Source organism: Enterococcus larvae, assembly GCF_017830045.1.
GTDB classification, from domain to species: domain Bacteria; phylum Bacillota; class Bacilli; order Lactobacillales; family Enterococcaceae; genus Enterococcus_L; species Enterococcus_L larvae.
In genome coordinates, this window is the sequence record NZ_JAEDXU010000005.1 from 159,311 (window position 1) to 178,585 (window position 19,275).

Below are 19,275 nucleotides of genomic sequence, written 5' to 3' on the forward strand. Positions count from 1 at the left end.
ACAGGCGGGACAAAGATGGGTAGAAGAAACAACAGATATTTGAAATTCAGTGTAGCAGCTATTATTGTACTGTTGTTGTCTTTTTTCTATTATGAGAATAATCAGAGAAGGCTTGCAAAAACGATGGAGGATAATGCATATCCGGAAACTAGCGAGACAAGGATCATTGCTACTGCTGATACACAGGAAAATGAATCAACGACCGCTGTGACAGAATCAACTGAGGCAACAGCAGAATCAACAACACCTTCTACGAAAGATGCGACAAAGAATGCTGCGGAGAATTTATCTCCTCAAACAATGAAGGAACCTATGAAAGTCAATGGAATTATTATTGTAAACAAACGATACCCGCTGCCGGAATCTTACGCACCGGGAGAGAATAAGGAAGCACTGAGTGCATTTAAAAAAATGAATGAAGAAATGAGAGCTTTAGGTCTGGATATTACTTCAGAATACAGCGGTTATCGAAGCTATGAGGATCAAGCAGCACTGTACCAAAACTATGTGGCAGATGATGGGAAATCTGAAGCAGAGCAGTATTCATCACGTCCGGGGTATTCAGAGCATCAGACTGGGCTGGCTTTTGACTTTATCAATACAGCAGGAGAACTTGTCAGCTCAAAGACAGAGGCTGACTGGATTGCAGCAAATGCTCATAGGTACGGCTTTATCGTTCGCTACAAAGAAGGGCAAGAAGCAATCACAGGATATATGGCTGAGACGTGGCATGTTCGGTATGTAGGAAAAACGGATGCTGAAAAAATCTATAAGCAAAAGGTCACGCTGGAGGAATACTTAGGTGTTGAAGGTGGAGATTATAGTAGTGAGGAACAATAGGTATGTATGATATAACTGAAATTACCGATAAAATGGCTGGCAACCAAAAGGTCAATTACGATCGTGTGCTAAAGAAGATGATTGATGAGTGGATGCGGATAGAGATTCGGCCAACGATCCTACTCCATAGCTGCTGCGCTCCTTGCAGTACCTACACATTAGAGTATTTGACCGAGTATGCAGAGGTCACGATTTATTTCGCTAATTCCAACATTCATCCACGGACGGAATATGAACGAAGAGCTTGGGCTCAGAAAAAATTTGTAGAGGATTTTAATGAGAAAACCGGCAAGCAGGTTGGTTTTCTGGAGGCTCCCTATGAACCAAATGAATTTATTCGAGTTGTTCGAGAGGATGGTTTAACGGAGGAACCGGAAGGTGGGAAACGCTGCAGCTCCTGCTTTCAGATGAGACTGGATATTGTTGCGGAAAAGGCTCAGGAGCTAGGGTACGATTATTTTGGCAGTGCATTGACCTTATCACCGAAGAAAAACAGTCAGCTAATCAATGAGATTGGCATTGATATCCAAAAATTTTACAAGACGAATTATCTCCCAGGGGATTTTAAGAAGAATAATGGATACAAGCGTTCAATCGAGATGTGCAGAGAATACGATGTCTATCGTCAATGCTATTGCGGCTGTTTGTTTGCTGCACAAAAGCAAGGGATCGATTTGAAGCAAGTCAATAAGGAAGCTGAGAGCTTTTTAGCGAATAGAGTAAAGTAGCCCTTCATGTGCTGACTAAAGAGGGAATACCCTCTTGTGCCGGTAAAAGGAATCCAGATACAGGGTTCATGAATCGGAACAGGTTTGTTTGTTGAAACGGCTTCAAAATGGTCAGGTGCGAAGAGCGATTGTCCTTCTCTTGACTAGAGCATAGCTGGAAAAAAGGAAGGATGTTAGAAAATGAAAATTGCTTTGATTGCCCATGACCGAAAAAAGGACTTAATGGTAAAAATGACTTTGGCGTATCTGCCGATTTTAGAAAAGCATGAGCTGTTCGCAACAGGAACGACAGGCTTAAGGGTTGCTGAAGCAACAGGGCTTTCTGTCCATCGTTTTAAATCAGGTCCGCTTGGTGGGGACCAACAGATCGGTGCGATGATCTCAGAGGATAAGATAGATATGGTGATTTTTCTGCGTGATCCCTTGGCTTCACAGCCTCATGAGCCGGATGTGAATGCATTGATTCGTCTTAGCGATGTCTATGAGATTCCCTTGGCAACGAACATTGGTACCGCAGAGATTCTTCTGCGTGGGCTAGAAGCTGGTTTTGCTGATTTTAGACAGGTTGTGCATGAAACAGATAACCGCCCGATTTCTCTATAGAGAAATCGGTTTTTTCGTTTCAGGGGGTGAAAAAGAGAGAATTGTCAGAATAAAGTGCTTATTGCAGTCACAAGCTGATTGCCTTTGAGGAAAGTCTATGCTATAGTCCTTTTAGGCTTTGTCGCCTAAAAATAAATACAGAGTAGAAAATAAAGCGTTAAGTGCTGTGGGGATGGGATGTCGCCCTGTGGACGAAGGATAAAATCCGCGGTTTTATTTTCGCATTCGCTGCATTGACTTGTAGCAGCTCTTAAAGGAGATGCTAGGAATGAAAAAAAGAGTTTTAGAAACACGGAAGCTGACTGTATTGGCATTACTGATCGCAGTGATCGTTGTCTTTACACGTTTCTTTTCTTACGAAACACAGTTTCTCAGAATCAGCTTTACTTTTATACCGGAATCCTTGATGGGACTCCTATTTGGTCCTTTTTGGACAGGGATCGGAAGCGCCATTGCAGATGGTGTCGGGGTGATTCTCTTTCCGAAAACCGGTGCCTACTTCCCGGGATTTACGCTTAATGCGTTTATTACCGGTGCGATCTATGGCTTTTTCTATTATAAGAAGGAGCTGACATGGTTCAGAGTCATTATGGCGACGTTCCTTGTTACCGTTATCGTTCATCTGTTCCTGACACCATTATGGTTGGGCTTGATGTACGGTGTGGATCTGAAGATTGTTGCATGGTGGATACCACGTATCGTTAAAAGTGCAATATTCTTCCCAATTCAGGTAGTGGTTACCTACTATATGGGAACGAAGCTGCCGTACAAGCAATTGTTGAGTAAATTAACACCACTTCATAATAAATAGAAAAAGGAACCTTCCGCCATCCCCGGAAGGTTCCTTTTTTTTCGCGGCAGCCGTATGCGCCACAAGAAGGATTACATGCTTACTGTTGAAACTGAGCTTCGTAGAGCGTCCGATAATAGCCGTTTGGAATGGCAAGCAGTGACTGATGACTACCGATTTCTACGATCTTTCCTTGCTCCATTACCAGGATTTTATCCGCATTTTTGATTGTTGATAACCGATGAGCAATAACAAAGCTGGTGCGCCCTTTCATGATCTCTAAAAAGGCAGATTGGATATGCTTTTCAGTTAACGTATCAACTGAGCTGGTTGCTTCATCAAGGATCAACATGGGCGGATTACTGATCATGGTTCGAGCGATGGTCAGCAGCTGCCGTTGTCCTTCGGATATTTTGATCCCCTGACTGCCAATCTCAGTGTCCAATCCTTTAGGCAAACGCTGGATGAATTCCGCAGTGTGGGTTTTTCTCAATGCTTCATAGATTTCTGTGTCTGCTGCTTCGCTGTTTCCATAGACTAAATTCTCTCGGATCGTTCCATCGAATAGCCAAGTATCTTGAAGCACCATTCCAAAGCTTTTTCTGAGACTATCTCTTGTGATTTCATTGATGGGATGTTCATCAACATAGATTACACCCTTATCCACATCATAGAAGCGCATCAGCAGATTGACCAGAGTTGATTTTCCAGCACCAGTTTTCCCAACGATAGCAATCGTCTCACCGGCATTGACTTTCAGTGTAAAGTCCTCAATCAACGGCTTTGTAGAAACATAGGAAAAGGAAACCCGATCAAAGGTCACTTCGCCTGAAATCTCGTTGAGGATCAATGCATGTTCTGCATCCGGTGTTTCAGGCTGCTGTTCAAGGATTTCAAAGGTTCTGTCAATCCCAGCCAATGCTGTCTGAATTTGAGTGATCATTCCAGATAGCTCAATAAAGGGCTTCGTAAACTGAGCGGAATAGATGGTGAAGCTGGAGATGACCCCAACTGTCACAGCCGTGTTGCCATTTAAGATCAATAGCCCACCGACCAACCCAATCGCAACATAAGATAGATGATCGATAAATCGTGACAAAGGATTTGTCAAAGAGGAAGAAAACTGAGCTTTCTGCCCCTCTACATATAATTCGTGATTCATTGTTTCGAATTGCTGTTGAACAACATGTTCCCGTTGGAAAGCCTTGACGATTTTTTGATTGCCGATCATCTCTGAAACAAAGCCCGAAATTGTTCCGACGATTTTCTGCTGTGCTGCAAAGTTTTTCTGCGAGGCAGAAGCCACCAGCCAGTTAACAAGAAAGATGATCGGTGTAGTGATCAAGACCACGATAGTCAAGGTAAAGCTGAGGCGAATCATGAATATGAAAGCAATGATCACTACCGCAGCTCCTGCAAACAGTTGGTTGAATACAACCGTTCCGGCACTGGATATATTATCCATATCGTTTGTAAAACGACTGATGATGTCTCCGTGAGAATGACGATCATAATAATTTAGCGACAGCTGATTCAGCTTGGCGAAGGTATCCTTTCGCAGCTGTGCGACAGAAAGATAGGAGATCCTATTTCCCAGCAGCTGAAGCAGCCATTGACTGATGACAGTTATAAGCAGAATACCTGCAAGAAGACCGAGAATGCCATAGAGACGTGTGAAATCTACCTGATCTGCTTGAACCATCGTATCGACTGCTTTTCCCATCGCATAGGTCATCCAAACAGTAGCCAGACCGCTAGTGACACCCAGCAGCAGGGACAAGATCAATTCCAACCGATAATGCAGCAGGTAAGGAAGGAATTTCTTAAATGAACGAGTCGTTGGTTTATTCATCATTGTCAGCCTCCTGTGAGAGAACAATTTCTTGATACTGTGGAGAGCTCTTCAATAACTGTTCATGTGTACCTAAACCAACAGTTTTTCCTTCATCCAGAACAAGTATTTGCTGGGCATGACGGATGGAGCTGATTCGTTGTGAGATAACGATCAGGGTTGTTTTTTCCAAGCGTGTATTCAGTGCTGCTCGCAAATTCAAATCTGTTTGATAATCAAGAGCACTTAATGAATCGTCTAAAACCAGGATATCCGGCTTAGCAATCAATGCACGTGCGATCGTCAGACGTTGTTTTTGTCCGCCTGAAAAGTTTTTCCCACCTTCATAGATTGGTGTGTCCAAGCCTTGTTCCAGCTGTTCCACAAATTCTCTACACTGGGCAATGTCTAAGGCTTCCCAACAATCCTTGTCCTTCGCATCTTCTTTCCCCCACTGAAGGTTCTCACGAATCGTACCAGTAAAAAGTATCGGAGTTTGAGGTACCATAGCGATTTTTCGACGCAGCTGATCCAACGGCCAGTTGCGAACATCTTGACCATCAATAGTGATGATGCCTTCTGAGGTATCATAGAATCGAGGTATCAGTTGTGTTAAGGTACTTTTTCCACTGCCTGTAGCTCCCGTGATTCCCAGCATGGTACCATTGGGGATTTGCAGCGTGATATTCTTTAAAGCAAGTCCGGCATCTGGTTGATACCGAAATGAGACGGCATCAAAAAGGACGCCTGTATGCTCAACAGCAGCAGAGTCGAAGGCAGCATCACTTTTCGTGTCGATACTTGGCGTAACAGCCAAAACCTCGTTGACCCTTGAAGCGGAAGCTGATGCGCGAGTAAAAATCAGTACGAGATTGGAAACGACGATCAGTGCCAGCAGCATCTGATTCATATAATTGATCAGTGCCAACACTTCTCCCTGTTGTAGAGACCCCAGAGAAACCTTCCAGCCGCTGATATAGAGTAGGAAGATGATTCCGGCGTTCATGATCAATGTCGTTGCCGGTGTCAGAAAAGCGGAAATTCTTGAAACACGCAAGTAAACATCTGCTAAGTCATCTGTTGTTTTGTCCACTTGTTTGATTTCTGTTTCTTTTCTGGCAAATGCCCGAATCACCCGAACCCCACTCAAATTCTGACTTAGTTGTAAGTTCAGCTTGTCGATCATTCCTTGAATTTTTTTATATAGCGGAACAGTGATTTTGATGATGATGAATAAAATCAGACAAAATACAGGCAGCAGTAAGAGAAACAAGAGTCCTGCCTGAGTATCGATATAAAAGGCCATGAACACTGAACCAATGCTCAAGAAGGGTGCCCGAATCACTAAACGAATCAGCATCGCCAGTGCGAGCTGCAGCTGGTTGATGTCGTTTGTTGTTCGTGTGATCAATGTATCTGTACCGAAATCGTTCAGTTCGGCGTGAGACAGTGAATTGATCTTTTTGATCAGCTGATTTCTCAGCTCAGTACCGAAGCCTTGAGAAGCGATCGAAGAATAGTATTGGCAGATCATCACGCAAATCAGACCGATCACAGACATAAGAACCATCAAGCCTGCCATCTTTATGACATAGTCCTTGTCGTTTTCTTGAATGCCGTTATCTACCAGTCGAGCCATCATTAAAGGAAGAACTAGTTCGAAGCAAGCCTCTAAGAATTTAAAGAATGGACCAAGAATGATTTGTTTTTTGTATTTTTTTGCATAGATCAATAAATGAAACATCTTTTTCCCCCTTATCTGTTCTATTGTATCTCAATCCCTCCGGCAATTAAAGTTGCTCGCTTTTTTCGTCACTTATTTGCTACAATGGATAGGAGTCTTAAGAAAGGAATAGCCTGCCTTTATAAAAAATTGAAGGACAGCAGATCATGTTTGAAGAGAGAAAATCAAAATAAATATCAGGTACCGCAGTGTAAAGAAGGGATCGTGGAAAGTGTGGATCAATTATCAGAACTTATTTTGCTATTTTTTATTTATTCGTTCATCGGGTGGGTATGGGAAACGATATATTGCTCAATCAAAGCTGGAAGGTTTGTATACAGAGGATTTTTAACAGGCCCCTATTGTCCGATTTATGGATTCGGTATTCTGGGTGTACTGTATTTCTTAGAGCCTTTCAAAAATAATCTGGTTTTACTCTATCTGTTTTCAGCTGTTTTGGTCAGCGTATTGGAATATGTAACCAGCTATATATTGGAAAAGCTGTTTCATGCCTCGTGGTGGGACTACAAGGATGTGCCGTTGAATTTGAATGGTCGAATCGCATTGCCGATTTCAGCATTCTGGGGAATTGCCTGTGTGTTGATCGTCCGAGTGATCCATCCGCGGATACAACTGCTTTCAGATTATTTAATTGCCCAATTCCATTGGGTACTGCCCGCTTTATTTACAGGGATACTTTTAGTGGACCTAGTTTATACTGTGACTAATATGCAGGCATTCAAACGTATGACAGAGGAAGTCAACGAGCTGTTCGAAACACGAGCAAAGGAATTGTCGGAAAGTGTTGCTGAAAAAGGCGAATCTCTGAAGGCAGAATGGGCGGAGTGGAAGCAGACGCTGGAGCAGGAAATCGGAGAGCGAACAGCCAAGCAGCAGGCTTTTATTGACGAGCTCAAAGAGAACAGCGCAGTCAGCCAACGACTTCAACGCTTGAATTTCAGCCAACGACGCTGGATCAAAAACTATCCTAAGCTGACACTTAGAGGGATGGAAAATCCGGAAACAGTCAAACGCCTGTTTACTTCCTTTAAAAAGAAAAAGTAATAAACTGTAACAGTTACAAAAATGTGTGTTATTACGCATAAAGCACCAGATGACCGAATAAATTCTTCCTATATGATCTGGATTTTTTTCAAATAGATACAGATCAATATTACAGCTATTCTTAAGTTTTCTTTAAATTGTAATAATTTGTAACGTGACTGAAACAAAATAAACTCTTAAGATTAGTATAATAAATAGAGTTAGGATTTATTATAGGAAAGGTGTTGGATTCAGTGGGAATTAAAAAGCTGATGCCTGTATTATCGGCAATCATCTTATTAAATCTGGCCTTCCCTTCTGTTATTGCTCATGCAGAATCATTGGATTCTCTGGAAAGTGAAGAACAACAAGCGACAGAAATGGGACAAATTCTTAATCAAAATATTGATACAGCATTGACTGAAGTAAATGAAAAATATGCTGAGATTGAAAAGTTAAAGGAAGAGATTGCCAGTGCAGAAGAGACGATTGAAAGCTCTGAAGCTGAGATTATCGTAACAGAGGAAAATATCGATCGTCGTAAAAATGCGATTGGTGATCGAATGAAATCGATCCAATTGAATGGGGAAACTCGTACGTGGCAGGTTCTGCTTGAAGCTGAGAGCTTATCAGACTTCTTCAACAGAGCATATGCAATGACAGTATTGCAAAATGCCGAGAAAGAAAAGATCGAAAGCCTTGCTGCTGAGAAGGAAAAACTGAACGAGCTTCAGGAAACCGTACAAACAAAGCAGGCAGAGCTTCAAGTAAATCAGGAAAAATTGCAGGAAGAAGCACAATCTATGGATATCGAAGTCGCTTCTTTGAAACAGGAGCTTGCGAACAACGAAGAATCACTGCAGCTGATTGCGAATAAAAAAATTGCTGAACAAGATCGTTTAGAAGAAGAAGCACAGGCCGCTGCAAAAGCAGAGCAAGAGCGCCTGAGCTCGGAAGTTGCACAAGCAGCAGAAGGTTCTTCTGAATCACAGACATCAGAACCGGCTGTTGAGCCATCTGATCCTGGTACTGCTGAAAACAATGGAGGCAGTGCAGAGGCTGGTCAAGTGATGTATATGGAATCTACCGCTTATTCACTGAATGAGCCTGGTTCAGGATATATCACAGCGATTGGAATCGACCTGCGTGTTCAAAGCAACGTGATAGCCGTTGACCCAAGTGTTATCCCTCTAGGTAAACTAGTAGAAGTAGAAGGATATGGATATGCAGTAGCCGGAGATACTGGTGGTGCAATCAAAGGGCACATCATTGATGTTCATTTCAATTCAGTTGAACAGTGTCGTCAATGGGGACGCCGTCACAACGTAAGAGTCGTTGTACAATAATATGAAAAGTCGAGACAGGATTTCCTGTCTCGTTTTTTATTCTCTGGTTTATTGTTGTTTGAAACATGGAGAAAGTTTCCTAATTAAAAAAACATTTAAAGAATTGCTTTATTGGCATAAAATGGAAGAAAGTAAATAAATGAGGCGATAGATGTGATCATTGGTATAGAAGTTGTTCTTTTATTGATAATTGTGACATACGGTGGTAATTTCCTTCTCTACACTTTCTTTAAAAAGAAGCGGGAGATTCAAGGGATGGAGAAGCTGGCTATTATTTTTGGCATCAATATGCTCATTTTACTGTTGGATAGCGCACTCATCGTTATGGCTGTTTTGATTGAAAAAGGTGCCGCGTCTTAAGGCGAATTAAAATTAGTAAGTGGAGCTGGAAAAATGTTTAAAATAGGTGAATTTTCAAAATTATCTCAAGTATCCGTTCGAATGCTCAGATATTATGATGAGCAGGGGTTATTGCTGCCGGCAGCAGTAGATCGAGAAAGCGGCTATCGCTTTTATCATGTCAGTCAGCTGGCAAAGCTGCAAAAAATCATTTTATTGAAGAATTTGAAATTTTCTACAGTAGAAATCAAGGAACTGGTTGAGGAAGAGCTGACAGAGGAGTACTTTCAGCAGCAGCTTAAAAAGAAGTATCGACAAATTGAGCAGGAAATCATGGAGGAGCAGCAACGCTTGCTGCAGCTGGCGAAAACAATCGAACAAATAGAGAAACCGATGGAAGCAAATCATCAGGTCATTTTTCGCGCATTGCCGAAAGAAGCAATCGTCAGTCTGCGAAAGGTGATCCCTTCCTACTATCATGAAGGCCCGTTATGGCAGGAGTTCATGGAGCTTCTGGAACAGGAGGAGCTGGACTATCTTAAGCAGGCACCAGATAACTTTACTGTATTTCATGATGAATGTTATCTGGAAGAAGGCGTGGATATTGAAATTTGTTTAAAATTGAAAGCAGCAACACAGGTACAGGAACCGCTGACTAGTTATGAGATGGAGCGAATCCCTCTAGTTGCATCAATATTTGTTGTGGGATCATATGACAATATTCAAGGTGCTTACCATTATTTCGCTGAATGGCTGGCAGAGAATGAAGAATATGAGATGGAGAAACCGACAAGACAAGTGAGTCATCGCGGACCGGACACAGAAACAGATCCGGAAAACTATTTAACAGAAATTCAGATACCAATCAAAAAAATATCCTGATTCGTTCATTATATTCGTGTATATTTTGCTATCAGAAGAAGGATGGCACGAAAAACACTTTTACTGGTATTCGAATAAGTAGAGAAAATAAGATGTCTACAAACAAAAGATAATCATCAAACGATATGTTTCATCAATTTCAAAATAAAGCTGTCACAAAAATTTTTCGTCGATTTTTGTGACAGCCTTGTTTTATTTCAGCATTTTAAGCAGGAATTATCTACCAATGATTTCTTGCTTTTCATAAAATCGATTTCTAGAGCATTCAGTGTTAGCAAATTATTTCCAATACCCCAGATTTTTAGAGGATTCCTTTGCTGCTTGCTTCAGTAACGGTATCAGCTCATTGATTCTCTTCGTAGTAAAACGAGTGGTGGCACCGACTAAGGAAAGTGAGGCAACAACTGTTCCTGTATAATCCCGAACTGGTACAGCAATCGAAGAAACGTTTTCTGTTAGCTCATCTTTACTATAGGAGAACCCTGATGCACGAATCGCTTCCAGTTCTTCCTTCAGTTTAAATGGGTTAGTGATTGTATCTGCTGTATAGGCGGTTAAGTTATTTTCAATGATCTTATCCCAAAAAGAGGTTTCCTGATAAGCCAGAAGCAGTTTGCCGGAACTGGTTGCATGGGCCGGATTGCGTCTGCCTAAATGTGTTTTCATTTTCGTATGGATGGCGGATTCATCTTTTTGAATATATACGATTTCCATTCCATCGAGAATAGCGATATGCCCACTTTCATTGGTTCGAACAACGAGCTGACTCAAGGCAGGAGCTAACTCTTGCTGAATATGCATAGCGCTTAATGTAATTCCTGCAAGGCTGAGTATGGCTAAGCCGAGCATATATGATTGATCGTCGCTGCTCTTGCGGACAAAGCCTTCACTTGCAAGTGTAGCAAGGGTTCGACTAACAGTGCTTTTAGACAGTTCTGTCATTTTACTGATCTCAGTAACACGAAGCTTATTTTTTTCAGGAGAAAAGCATTTCAGTATGGTTAAAGCATTTTTCACGGATTGCAACTCTTGGGACATGATTCCAACCTCCTTGTTCCTCTATGCGGAACATTATAGTGAATAAACAATAAATGAAAGCGCTAACTATATTGGTATTATAAAACAATTTTGAGGAAAATCAAGAACTGTTCCGTATACAGGGAAAGTTGAATTGTTGTTTTATTCAGGAGATCCTATAATGAAAAAAAAGAAGAGCTGAAATAAAAAGCTCTTTATTCAACAAATGCTATCACTGACTATTTAACAGCAAAATGAAGGGAGGAGATTCAATGACAGCAGAGGCGTATAGATTAGCTGAACACTTATCTCAAGCTTTTAATAACAATGGTAGTGTTCCACTGACCGAGCTTGTTCCGGATTTGACCGTACAGCAAGCCTATCAAGTTCAGCTTGCAACGATCGAGAATGAGTTGAAGAAGGGAAAAGTGATCACAGGGAAAAAAATTGGTCTGACTTCAGCAGCTATGCAGCAATCGTTAGGTGTTGATGAACCGGATTACGGTCATTTACTTGATTCAATGGAAATTCCAAATAATGGAAAAGTTCCCAAAGAACTGGTTTTGCAGCCGCGAGTGGAGGGAGAGATTGCCTTTATATTGAAGGATGATCTAAAAGGACCGAATGTTACAAGCTTTGATGTAATTCAGGCAACAGATTATATTGTTCCAGCTATTGAAATCGTAGACAGCAGGATCAAAAACTGGAAGCTGACACTACCGGATACAGTAGGAGACAATGCTTCATCCGGACTGTATGTATTAGGAGATAAAAAATTTTCTTTGACAGATATAGACTTGAGATTGATTGGAATGGCACTTTATAAGAATAGTGATCTTCAAAATACAGGGACAGGAGCAGCTTGTCTGGATAATCCGATAAATGCAGTTGTCTGGCTGGCAAACAAATTATCCGACTATGGCATTTCACTTAAGAAGGGCGAAGTTATCCTATCTGGGGCGTTGTCGGCAGCTATTCCAGCGGAACAGGGAGATTCTTTTGAGATGAAGCTTAATCAAATGGGGAGTGTAAAGGTCAGCTTTTAAAAAGGAGGAAGCTACGTGGCAAAATTGAAAGCAGGAATTATTGGTTCGGGAAATATTGGAAGCGATCTCATGATGAAACTGCTTCGTTCTGAGATGCTCGAACCAACTGTCATGATTGGCATAGATGACCAATCAGAAGGAATGAAGCGGGCAAGAGAGAAAGGGTTAAGAACTTTTTCCAGAGGAATTGACCAATGGGCGCAGGAAGCACCGGAAACAGCAGATATCCTATTCGATGCAACTTCAGCAAACGCTCATCTTCATAACGATCAGGTAGCAAAAGAGCTTGGGAAAATCATGCTGGATTTAACGCCGGCAGCCATAGGTCCCTTTGTGATCCCACCTGTGAATTTGACAGAACATATCAATGAAAGAAATGTCAATATGGTCACTTGCGGTGGACAGGCGACCGTTCCAATCGTAGCAGTGATCAATCGTGTGCAGCAGGTTGAGTATGGAGAAATCATTGCAACGATTTCAAGTAAAAGTGCCGGTCCCGGAACCAGAGCGAATATCGATGAATTCACTGAAACAACCAGTAAAGCAATCGAAACAATCGGCGGTGCCGAAAAAGGACGAGCAATCATTATTTTGAATCCAGCTGATCCACCTATCCTGATGCGTGATACAGTTCGTGTGCTAGTCAAGGAAGAGGCAAAACAGAAAGAAATACTCACAGCTATTCAAGAAATGGTTCGTTCCGTACAGGAGTATGTACCAGGCTACCATTTAAGAACAGAGCCAATCATTGAAGGTCATGAAATCACTGTTTTTATTGAAGTTGAAGGAGCTGGAGATTTTCTTCCTAATTATGCTGGGAATCTTGATATCATGACGTCGGCAGCTACTCGGGTAGCGGAAGAAATCGCGCGAAATAGCCGATAGGAGGAGGGGAAAACATGTTTGATGATTTAGATGTTGTAATCACTGAAGTCGCCTTACGTGATGGTAGTCATGCGGTTAGTCATAGTTTTACTGAAGAACAGGTTCGTAATGTAGTTGGCGCGCTGGATAAGGCAAGAGTTCCTTATATCGAGGTTTCCCATGGTGACGGACTTGGGGGAAGTACTTTGCAGTATGGTCTTTCAAAGGTTGATGAATTCAAATTGATTCAAGCAGCTGTTGAAACAGCGGAGTTTTCAAAAATTGCTGTTTTACTATTACCGGGGATTGGTACTGTTCATGAATTGAGGAGAGCTAGGGAGCTAGGGGCATCTCTCGTAAGAGTGGCGACTCATGTAACCGAGGCAGATGTTTCTGCTCAACATATTCACGAAGCAAGGAAAATGGGCTTAACCACTTTTGGTTTCTTAATGATGTCTCATATGGCACCAATCGAAAAATTAGTTGAACAAGCTAAGTTGATGGAAAGCTATGGTGCAGAAGCTGTATATATGACTGATTCTGCAGGTGCTTTGTTACCTGATCAGGTTTACGAACGAATCACTGCGTTAAAAGAAGCATTGAATGTCGAAGTGGGCTTCCATGCACACAATAATTTGGGATTGGCGATGGGGAATACACTGGAAGCAATCCGAGCAGGTGCGACTCGTATCGATGGAAGCATTCGATCATTAGGTGCCGGAGCAGGCAATACTCAGACAGAGGTCTTGGCTGCTGTATTGGAAAAGAAAGGGATTCGTACAGGGATCGATCTATATAATATTATGGATGCGGCAGAAGATGTTGTGGCACCATTATTGAAGAGCCCGCAAGAGATCACCAAAGATAGTCTAACAATGGGGTATGCAGGTGTTTATTCCAGTTTTCAGCTTCATGCAAAACGAGCAGGAGAAAAATATGACGTTGATCCACGAGACATCCTGATCGAGCTAGGAAAACAAAAGGTAGTTGGCGGACAGGAGGATATGATCCTTGATGTCGCAAAAAGGATGGCTGAATAAATAATAGAGAAAGAAGGGACACTCTTGGAGGAAAAGAAACGGAAAGAACTGGCTGTTTATGTACTAAACGCACAGGATGAGCATACGGAAATCAGGAAAATAACTGAGCAGCTATGTCCGGAGTTAACCATGAGTGAAGCATACAGGGTTCAGGAAGTTTTGATCAGTCAACGACTGAAGCGAGGCGAGCGAATCATTGGTCCGAAGATGGGACTGACCAGTAAAGCAAAACTTCAGCAGATGGCTGTTACTGAGCCCATCTATGGGTATGTTTTTGATACGATGCTGATTGAAGATGGCGGAGCGATGAAGATGGATAGCTATATTCATCCGAAGGTCGAGCCTGAAATTGGTTTTGTTTTGAAAAAGGAACTAAGGGGACCCGGCATAACAAAAGAAGCTGTTTTAGAAGCAACTGACTATCTATTTCCTGCAATTGAAGTGATTGACAGCCGCTATATGGACTTTCGATTTACGATGCCTGATGTTGTTGCGGATAACTGTTCTGCTGCAGGGGCTGTTCTGGGAACACATACTACAAAAGTCGGCAGTATGGATCTAGAAACGATTGGTGTAGTTTTGGAAATCAATGGAGAGGTACAGGCAGTTGGTGCTGGTGCAGCGGTTCTTGAGCATCCGGCAGAAGCAGTCGCTCGACTGGCCAATATGCTGGCAGAAAAAGGAACATCCGTAAAACCGGGACAAGCAATACTGACAGGGGCGTTGACAGCCGCTGTCAGTATCAAAGCCGGGGATTACGTTGAAGTAAAATTTGGTGAAAAGTTGGGAGTGGTTCGTCTTTTTGTAAAGTAGGAGGAAAGAAAGATGCCGTTTGTTCACATTGAAATACTTGAAGGACGCTCTGAGGAAAAAATCGAGGAATTGATCGCTGAGGTAACAGGTACAATTGAAAATGTACTGGGTTCACCACAGCAAAGTATTCGTGTAATTGTTAATGAAGTACCGAAATCCCGTTGGGGAATCGGTGGAGTTTCTGCTAAAAAATTAGGAAGATAAAAGGAGAAAAAAATGATGACAACTAGAAATTTAGAACCTTTATTCGAAGTCGCTCAGTTAGCAATGGTCAACCTTTATACACCAAAGTTGGAAGAGTCAATCAAGTTTTTTGAAGTGATGGGCATGCTTGTTGTTCATACCGACGAAGAAGGCAGTGTCTATATGCGTGCCTATGAGGACCCATATAAATACAGCATGAAGCTGACACCCCATCATGAAGCTGGCTTAGTAAAAGCCAGCTGGCGGGCAACCAGTCAGGCGGCGATGGATCGACGTGTTGAAGTACTGTCAAGCCTGCCTCAAGGAAAAGGCTGGGTAGAACCGGCATACGGTCGAGGAAAAGCATATGAGTTTACGAGTCCTGATAACCATCTGTTCGAAATCTTCTTTGATGTCGAATATTATGAAGCACCTGAAGAGCTGAAGTCCAAATTGAACAATCGTCCACAACGTCGTCCGCTGACGGGTGTACCTGTTCGTCGTCTGGATCATATGAACTGTCTGGCAAAGGATGTAGATAAAAATGTGGCATTCTTTACAGAGCATCTTGGCTTCAATGTGCGGGAGTATCTGGCGAAAGAAGATGGAACAAAAGGTGCAGCTTGGCTATCTGTTTCCCCGTTAGTTCATGAAATCGCCTTTATGACTGATGGTATGATGGAAAAAGCAGCACCAGGACGCTTGCACCACGTAGCTTACTGGTTTGGTGATCCTCAGGATTTAGAATACCTTTCAGATGCATTGACTGAACTGGGGATTCCAGTTGAAGCGGGACCATTGAAGCATGGTGTTTCTCAGGCAAAATGTATGTACGCGATCGAGCCTGGCGGAAACCGTATCGAGCTCTTTGGCGACACAGGCTATCTCATTTTCGATCCAACGTGGGAACCGGTGGAGTGGAATATCCACGATGCTGAAAAAGCAATCATCTGGTATGGTGCAGGCTTACCGCACAGCTACTTTCGTTACGGTACACCAGTGATTGAGGATCAAGAAATCACCCCATTTTATTGATGAGGAAAACTAAATAAATGCGGCTGGGACAAAAGCAAATACCTCTTTGGGATTTAGTCAAACGACACCAAAGCAGCGGCTTGCGTCCTGCCGCTTATATGAGTTTAGAAAAAATGGAACGAAGAGAAGTTCCATTGACTATTACATTTGTAGGGAGAGAGAAGAATGGAAAAAAGACCGGAAATTGCGAAGTCTATTCAAACAGGAAATTTTAAAACAAACTACCATGATGTTGGTAATCAAGACGGGGAGAAAATCGTGCTTCTTCACGGATCAGGCCCCGGCGTGACCGCATGGGCGAACTGGAACAAGCTCTTTACATTATGGGACAAGGAGTATCATATGTATGCTCCTGATATGGTTGGATTTGGCTATACAGAAAGACCGGAAGATATCAGCTATAACATGAATGTCTGGGTTCAACAGACGATTGATTTTTTTGATGCAGTCGGTATTGAAAAGGCGAATTTGGTTGGCAATTCCTTTGGCGGAGCATTAGCTCTTTCTATGGCAATCAATCATCCGGAGCGAGTAAATAAATTGATTTTGATGGGAAGTATGGGTGTCAGCTTCCCAATCACCTACGGATTGGATCGTGTATGGGGCTATCAGCCGTCATTAGCAAACATGGAAGAGTTACTTGAGATATTTACCTATGATCATTCTTTTGTTACAGCTGACTTGATCAAAACACGCTATGAATCCAGCAAAAAAGCAGAATTTCATGAAAGCTTTTCTTCGATGTTTCCTGAGCCGCGTCAAAACAGTGTGGAAGCTATGGCTGGAAACAAGGATTATATACGAGATATTCCTCATGATACATTGATTGTGCATGGACGTGAGGATCGAGTGATCCCTGTGCAGACATCATTGGAGCTGTCGCAAACAATTAAAAATTCTGAGCTGCATATCTTTGGCAAGTGCGGACATTGGACACAGATTGAACAGACACAACGTTTCGCGGATACAGTAAAAAGCTTTATTGAAAAATAATTGTGATTTAAAATCGCTGTACGTATAAAATGGGGAAGTTTTCAATAGGAGCCGATGTCACTGTTAGGCTCCTATTTTCTATGTCCCTTTGAACTAAAGCTGATTTCTTCGTCGAAATTGATTTACGTGAGTCCCTATGTTATATTGTAGTGGCAATTATTTTGAGTAGAGTAAGTGAAAATACTAATTGAGGTGTGCTTTTTGAGCAGTGTAGTGGTATCTATCTAGATTAATTTAATGACCAATTAAACGAATGTTTCTTTGGTGTGTCTATAGATATCTTTGCATCCTTAAAATAATTCAAGCACACTTACTTATATGTAATGACTGTTGACTTGATTAAAAGGCTGGGAGATTCCCAGCCTTTTTTATTTTCATATCAACAAGTGAGAGAATCATAGAGACAATGTTAGGTTAGTGTAGATAGTCATTTCGTCGAAAGTAAAAAGCGAAGGGATGGACTGGTTCAACGCACAATGATACCGAACCGAAAAAATATGAACATAGCAAAAACAATCAAAACACAAACAAACTTGAGAGAACCCGAAGCGGTCATCAATTTACTATTGATCGAACTGTATTTACGAAAACAACTTTCAACAAAAAAGCTGGCTCATAAAGTAAAGCTGCCGCTGCCAATCGTTTCAGCAATCAAAAAGGAATTGATCAAGCTCGATTTTGCTTCTGAAGAACAGGGGACGAGGCTGACCAGAAAAGGTGTTCTCTATGTTGAACAGCATTTAGGCTGGGCATCAGTTAACAAGACTGAATATCTTAAAATAGTAGATTCAAAAGAAGAGCAAGAGCATTTAAAAAAGGAAATGGTTCGTGAGTTAAGAACAGGAATCAGTGACCGTCCTGTTGTAGCAGTGGCTTATGATCAGGCATTTGCAACGATTGAAACAATTGTAGAACGAGCCTTTTTATTATTGGAAAGACCTGATTTTATCAATAAACGTATTTTGTTTTTAGGAGATGACGATCTATCTTCACTTGCAGTAGGCTTATTATTGAAGAAGTTTCAGCGGACGTCTACTGAGCGAAAAGATATTCTAACAGTTTATGAGCTGTCTGAGGCAATCATTCACTGCATAGAAACAACAGCAAACAAGCTAGGCTTGACAATCAACTGTCAGCAAATCGATTTTCGTCGTGGCTCTCAGGAAAGATATGATCATCAATTTGATTACATTTATGTCGATCCTCCCTATACACTTTCAGGGCTCAAGCTTTTTCTATCAAGAGCAGTCTCTTGCAGTAAGCTGGGGGACAGTAGGATATTTCTTTCGTTTGGCGAAAAGGACCCGGCGAATCAACTGGCCATTCAGAAGCTGTTCTGCCTGCAAAATCTTGTGCTTGTTCAGCTGAGACCAGCCTTTAACCAATATTCTGGTGCTTCAGTTATTGGCGGATTGAGTACGCTTTATGAACTGTCAACACAGACCGACAGCTATGCAACGATTCTGGCAGACCAGCCTTATTATGAGCGGATCTATACTGCTGAGTTGAATCCTCGACAGTCGATTTATCAATGCCAAAATTGCCGGGAAACATACGTAATAGGAGCTCAAGAACCAATCAAGACAATTGAGGAGCTAAAAAGGGAAACGTGTTCTGTTTGTAAAAACGATACCTTTTTGCGATCAGCACGCAGAAAGCAACCGGAGCTAAAAACAAAACAATATTTAGGCAATCATTACTTGATCGAATTAAAAGGAGGAGCTGAAGAAAAACTGACGTCTGTCTCGGCTGTGGAAGAGATCATGTTGGAAATTGTGAGGGAGTGTGAGCTGACAGCGGTAACGCATTATTTTCATCAGTTTGATCCGTGGGGTGTGAGTGGTGTGGTCATTCTTTCTGAATCCCATTTCACGATCCACACTTGGCCGGAAGAGAGTTACGCAGCAGTCGATCTATTCGTTTGCTGTGAGCTACCTTCGCAAGCGCATTTTCTGTCCTTGTTAGTGAGTATGTTCGAGCTTAAAGCAATCGAATACCAGAAAATAAATCGTGGGGAATTATCGGTGGAAATCAAATAATCTGAGTTCGACTGCATGAAGGAAGATGCGCTGAAACAGTTGTTTCTTTAACAATAAGTTAGTTGGCAAGTTATTCAATGTTCGACTCTATTTCAAAATTGATTAGCTTTTGAATAGGC

Annotated in this window: 19 protein-coding genes and 1 riboswitch; of the genes, 16 read left to right on the top strand and 3 right to left on the bottom strand. The window is 41.9% G+C overall.

The features are described 5' to 3' along the window. Positions 1-15 precede the first annotated feature (15 nt). The 4 genes from I6N96_RS11235 to I6N96_RS11250 all read left to right on the top strand — a co-directional run bounded on the left by I6N96_RS11235 (position 16) and on the right by I6N96_RS11250 (position 2,982). On the top strand, positions 16-840 hold the full coding sequence (locus I6N96_RS11235; RefSeq protein WP_209557635.1) for a M15 family metallopeptidase: 825 nt from the start codon (positions 16-18) through the stop codon (positions 838-840). A gap of 2 nt (positions 841-842) precedes the next feature. Further along, entirely contained in the window at positions 843-1,568 is a 726-nt protein-coding gene (locus I6N96_RS11240) for an epoxyqueuosine reductase QueH (protein WP_209557636.1), read from the top strand. A 180-nt stretch (positions 1,569-1,748) separates the two neighbouring features. Beyond that, on the top strand, positions 1,749-2,171 hold the full coding sequence (gene mgsA, locus I6N96_RS11245) for a methylglyoxal synthase (RefSeq protein WP_209557637.1): 423 nt from the start codon (positions 1,749-1,751) through the stop codon (positions 2,169-2,171). Between the two features lie 136 nt (positions 2,172-2,307). Further along, a riboswitch (THF riboswitch) is annotated at positions 2,308-2,404 on the top strand. 26 nt (positions 2,405-2,430) lie between these two features. Then, entirely contained in the window at positions 2,431-2,982 is a 552-nt protein-coding gene (locus I6N96_RS11250; RefSeq protein WP_209557638.1) for a folate family ECF transporter S component, read from the top strand. Between the two features lie 79 nt (positions 2,983-3,061). Here the strand turns inward: I6N96_RS11250 and I6N96_RS11255 are convergent, their stop codons facing one another. After that, positions 3,062-4,816, bottom strand: a complete 1,755-nt coding sequence (locus I6N96_RS11255; RefSeq protein ID WP_209557639.1) for an ABC transporter ATP-binding protein — start codon at positions 4,814-4,816, stop codon at positions 3,062-3,064. After that, complete coding sequence (locus tag I6N96_RS11260) at positions 4,806-6,536, bottom strand: ABC transporter ATP-binding protein (protein ID WP_209557640.1); 1,731 nt, start codon at positions 6,534-6,536, stop codon at positions 4,806-4,808. Before I6N96_RS11260 ends, I6N96_RS11255 begins: the two co-directional genes overlap by 11 nt. A gap of 213 nt (positions 6,537-6,749) precedes the next feature. On the opposite strand from I6N96_RS11260, the gene I6N96_RS11265 reads away from it, so the two are divergent. From I6N96_RS11265 to I6N96_RS11280, 4 genes are all read left to right on the top strand, one after another. Further along, positions 6,750-7,580 carry a putative ABC transporter permease gene (locus I6N96_RS11265; RefSeq protein WP_209557752.1) on the top strand — a complete coding sequence of 277 codons (831 nt, stop codon included), beginning with the start codon at positions 6,750-6,752 and terminating at the stop codon, positions 7,578-7,580. A gap of 221 nt (positions 7,581-7,801) precedes the next feature. Next, positions 7,802-8,905 carry a 3D domain-containing protein gene (locus I6N96_RS11270; protein WP_430650146.1) on the top strand — a complete coding sequence of 368 codons (1,104 nt, stop codon included), beginning with the start codon at positions 7,802-7,804 and terminating at the stop codon, positions 8,903-8,905. A gap of 153 nt (positions 8,906-9,058) precedes the next feature. Beyond that, positions 9,059-9,265, top strand: coding sequence for a hypothetical protein (locus tag I6N96_RS11275; protein ID WP_245186952.1), 207 nt, complete (start codon positions 9,059-9,061; stop codon positions 9,263-9,265). A gap of 33 nt (positions 9,266-9,298) precedes the next feature. Further along, complete coding sequence (locus I6N96_RS11280) at positions 9,299-10,126, top strand: MerR family transcriptional regulator (protein ID WP_209557641.1); 828 nt, start codon at positions 9,299-9,301, stop codon at positions 10,124-10,126. Positions 10,127-10,405: 279 nt separating this feature from the next. On the opposite strand, the gene I6N96_RS11285 is transcribed toward I6N96_RS11280, so the two are convergent. Beyond that, on the bottom strand, positions 10,406-11,164 hold the full coding sequence (locus tag I6N96_RS11285; protein WP_209557642.1) for an IclR family transcriptional regulator: 759 nt from the start codon (positions 11,162-11,164) through the stop codon (positions 10,406-10,408). A gap of 251 nt (positions 11,165-11,415) precedes the next feature. Between I6N96_RS11285 and I6N96_RS11290 the strand changes: the two genes are divergently transcribed. From I6N96_RS11290 to speD, 8 genes are all read left to right on the top strand, one after another. Beyond that, positions 11,416-12,189, top strand: coding sequence for a 2-keto-4-pentenoate hydratase (locus I6N96_RS11290; RefSeq protein WP_209557643.1), 774 nt, complete (start codon positions 11,416-11,418; stop codon positions 12,187-12,189). 15 nt (positions 12,190-12,204) lie between these two features. After that, positions 12,205-13,074: an acetaldehyde dehydrogenase (acetylating) gene (locus I6N96_RS11295; RefSeq protein ID WP_209557644.1), complete on the top strand. Its 870-nt coding sequence runs from the start codon at positions 12,205-12,207 to the stop codon at positions 13,072-13,074. A gap of 14 nt (positions 13,075-13,088) precedes the next feature. Next, positions 13,089-14,093, top strand: a complete 1,005-nt coding sequence (gene dmpG, locus I6N96_RS11300) for a 4-hydroxy-2-oxovalerate aldolase (protein ID WP_209557645.1) — start codon at positions 13,089-13,091, stop codon at positions 14,091-14,093. A gap of 24 nt (positions 14,094-14,117) precedes the next feature. Continuing rightward, complete coding sequence (locus I6N96_RS11305) at positions 14,118-14,906, top strand: 2-keto-4-pentenoate hydratase (RefSeq protein ID WP_209557646.1); 789 nt, start codon at positions 14,118-14,120, stop codon at positions 14,904-14,906. 12 nt (positions 14,907-14,918) lie between these two features. After that, entirely contained in the window at positions 14,919-15,110 is a 192-nt protein-coding gene (locus I6N96_RS11310; protein WP_209557647.1) for a 4-oxalocrotonate tautomerase, read from the top strand. Between the two features lie 12 nt (positions 15,111-15,122). Further along, positions 15,123-16,124 (top strand): VOC family protein, encoded by a 1,002-nt coding sequence (locus I6N96_RS11315; RefSeq protein WP_209557648.1) that lies wholly within the window; start codon positions 15,123-15,125, stop codon positions 16,122-16,124. A 165-nt stretch (positions 16,125-16,289) separates the two neighbouring features. Beyond that, on the top strand, positions 16,290-17,117 hold the full coding sequence (locus tag I6N96_RS11320) for an alpha/beta fold hydrolase (RefSeq protein ID WP_209557649.1): 828 nt from the start codon (positions 16,290-16,292) through the stop codon (positions 17,115-17,117). A 497-nt stretch (positions 17,118-17,614) separates the two neighbouring features. After that, positions 17,615-19,156, top strand: coding sequence for an adenosylmethionine decarboxylase (gene speD, locus I6N96_RS11325; RefSeq protein WP_209557650.1), 1,542 nt, complete (start codon positions 17,615-17,617; stop codon positions 19,154-19,156). The last annotated feature ends 119 nt before the right edge of the window (positions 19,157-19,275 follow it).

Bases quoted from the DNA above. Each gene is read 5' to 3' on its own strand.
- I6N96_RS11250 (WP_209557638.1), top strand. From the start codon at position 2,431: ATGCTAGGAATGAAAAAAAGAGTTTTAGAAACACGGAAGCTGACTGTA.
- I6N96_RS11255 (WP_209557639.1), bottom strand. From the start codon at position 4,816: ATGATGAATAAACCAACGACTCGTTCATTTAAGAAATTCCTTCCTTAC.
- I6N96_RS11320 (WP_209557649.1), top strand. From the start codon at position 16,290: ATGGAAAAAAGACCGGAAATTGCGAAGTCTATTCAAACAGGAAATTTT.
- dmpG (WP_209557645.1), top strand. From the start codon at position 13,089: ATGTTTGATGATTTAGATGTTGTAATCACTGAAGTCGCCTTACGTGAT.
- I6N96_RS11290 (WP_209557643.1), top strand. From the start codon at position 11,416: ATGACAGCAGAGGCGTATAGATTAGCTGAACACTTATCTCAAGCTTTT.
- mgsA (WP_209557637.1), top strand. From the start codon at position 1,749: ATGAAAATTGCTTTGATTGCCCATGACCGAAAAAAGGACTTAATGGTA.
- speD (WP_209557650.1), top strand. From the start codon at position 17,615: ATGAACATAGCAAAAACAATCAAAACACAAACAAACTTGAGAGAACCC.
- I6N96_RS11260 (WP_209557640.1), bottom strand. From the start codon at position 6,536: ATGTTTCATTTATTGATCTATGCAAAAAAATACAAAAAACAAATCATT.
- I6N96_RS11235 (WP_209557635.1), top strand. From the start codon at position 16: ATGGGTAGAAGAAACAACAGATATTTGAAATTCAGTGTAGCAGCTATT.
- I6N96_RS11315 (WP_209557648.1), top strand. From the start codon at position 15,123: ATGATGACAACTAGAAATTTAGAACCTTTATTCGAAGTCGCTCAGTTA.
- I6N96_RS11280 (WP_209557641.1), top strand. From the start codon at position 9,299: ATGTTTAAAATAGGTGAATTTTCAAAATTATCTCAAGTATCCGTTCGA.
- I6N96_RS11240 (WP_209557636.1), top strand. From the start codon at position 843: ATGTATGATATAACTGAAATTACCGATAAAATGGCTGGCAACCAAAAG.
- I6N96_RS11285 (WP_209557642.1), bottom strand. From the start codon at position 11,164: ATGTCCCAAGAGTTGCAATCCGTGAAAAATGCTTTAACCATACTGAAA.
- I6N96_RS11310 (WP_209557647.1), top strand. From the start codon at position 14,919: ATGCCGTTTGTTCACATTGAAATACTTGAAGGACGCTCTGAGGAAAAA.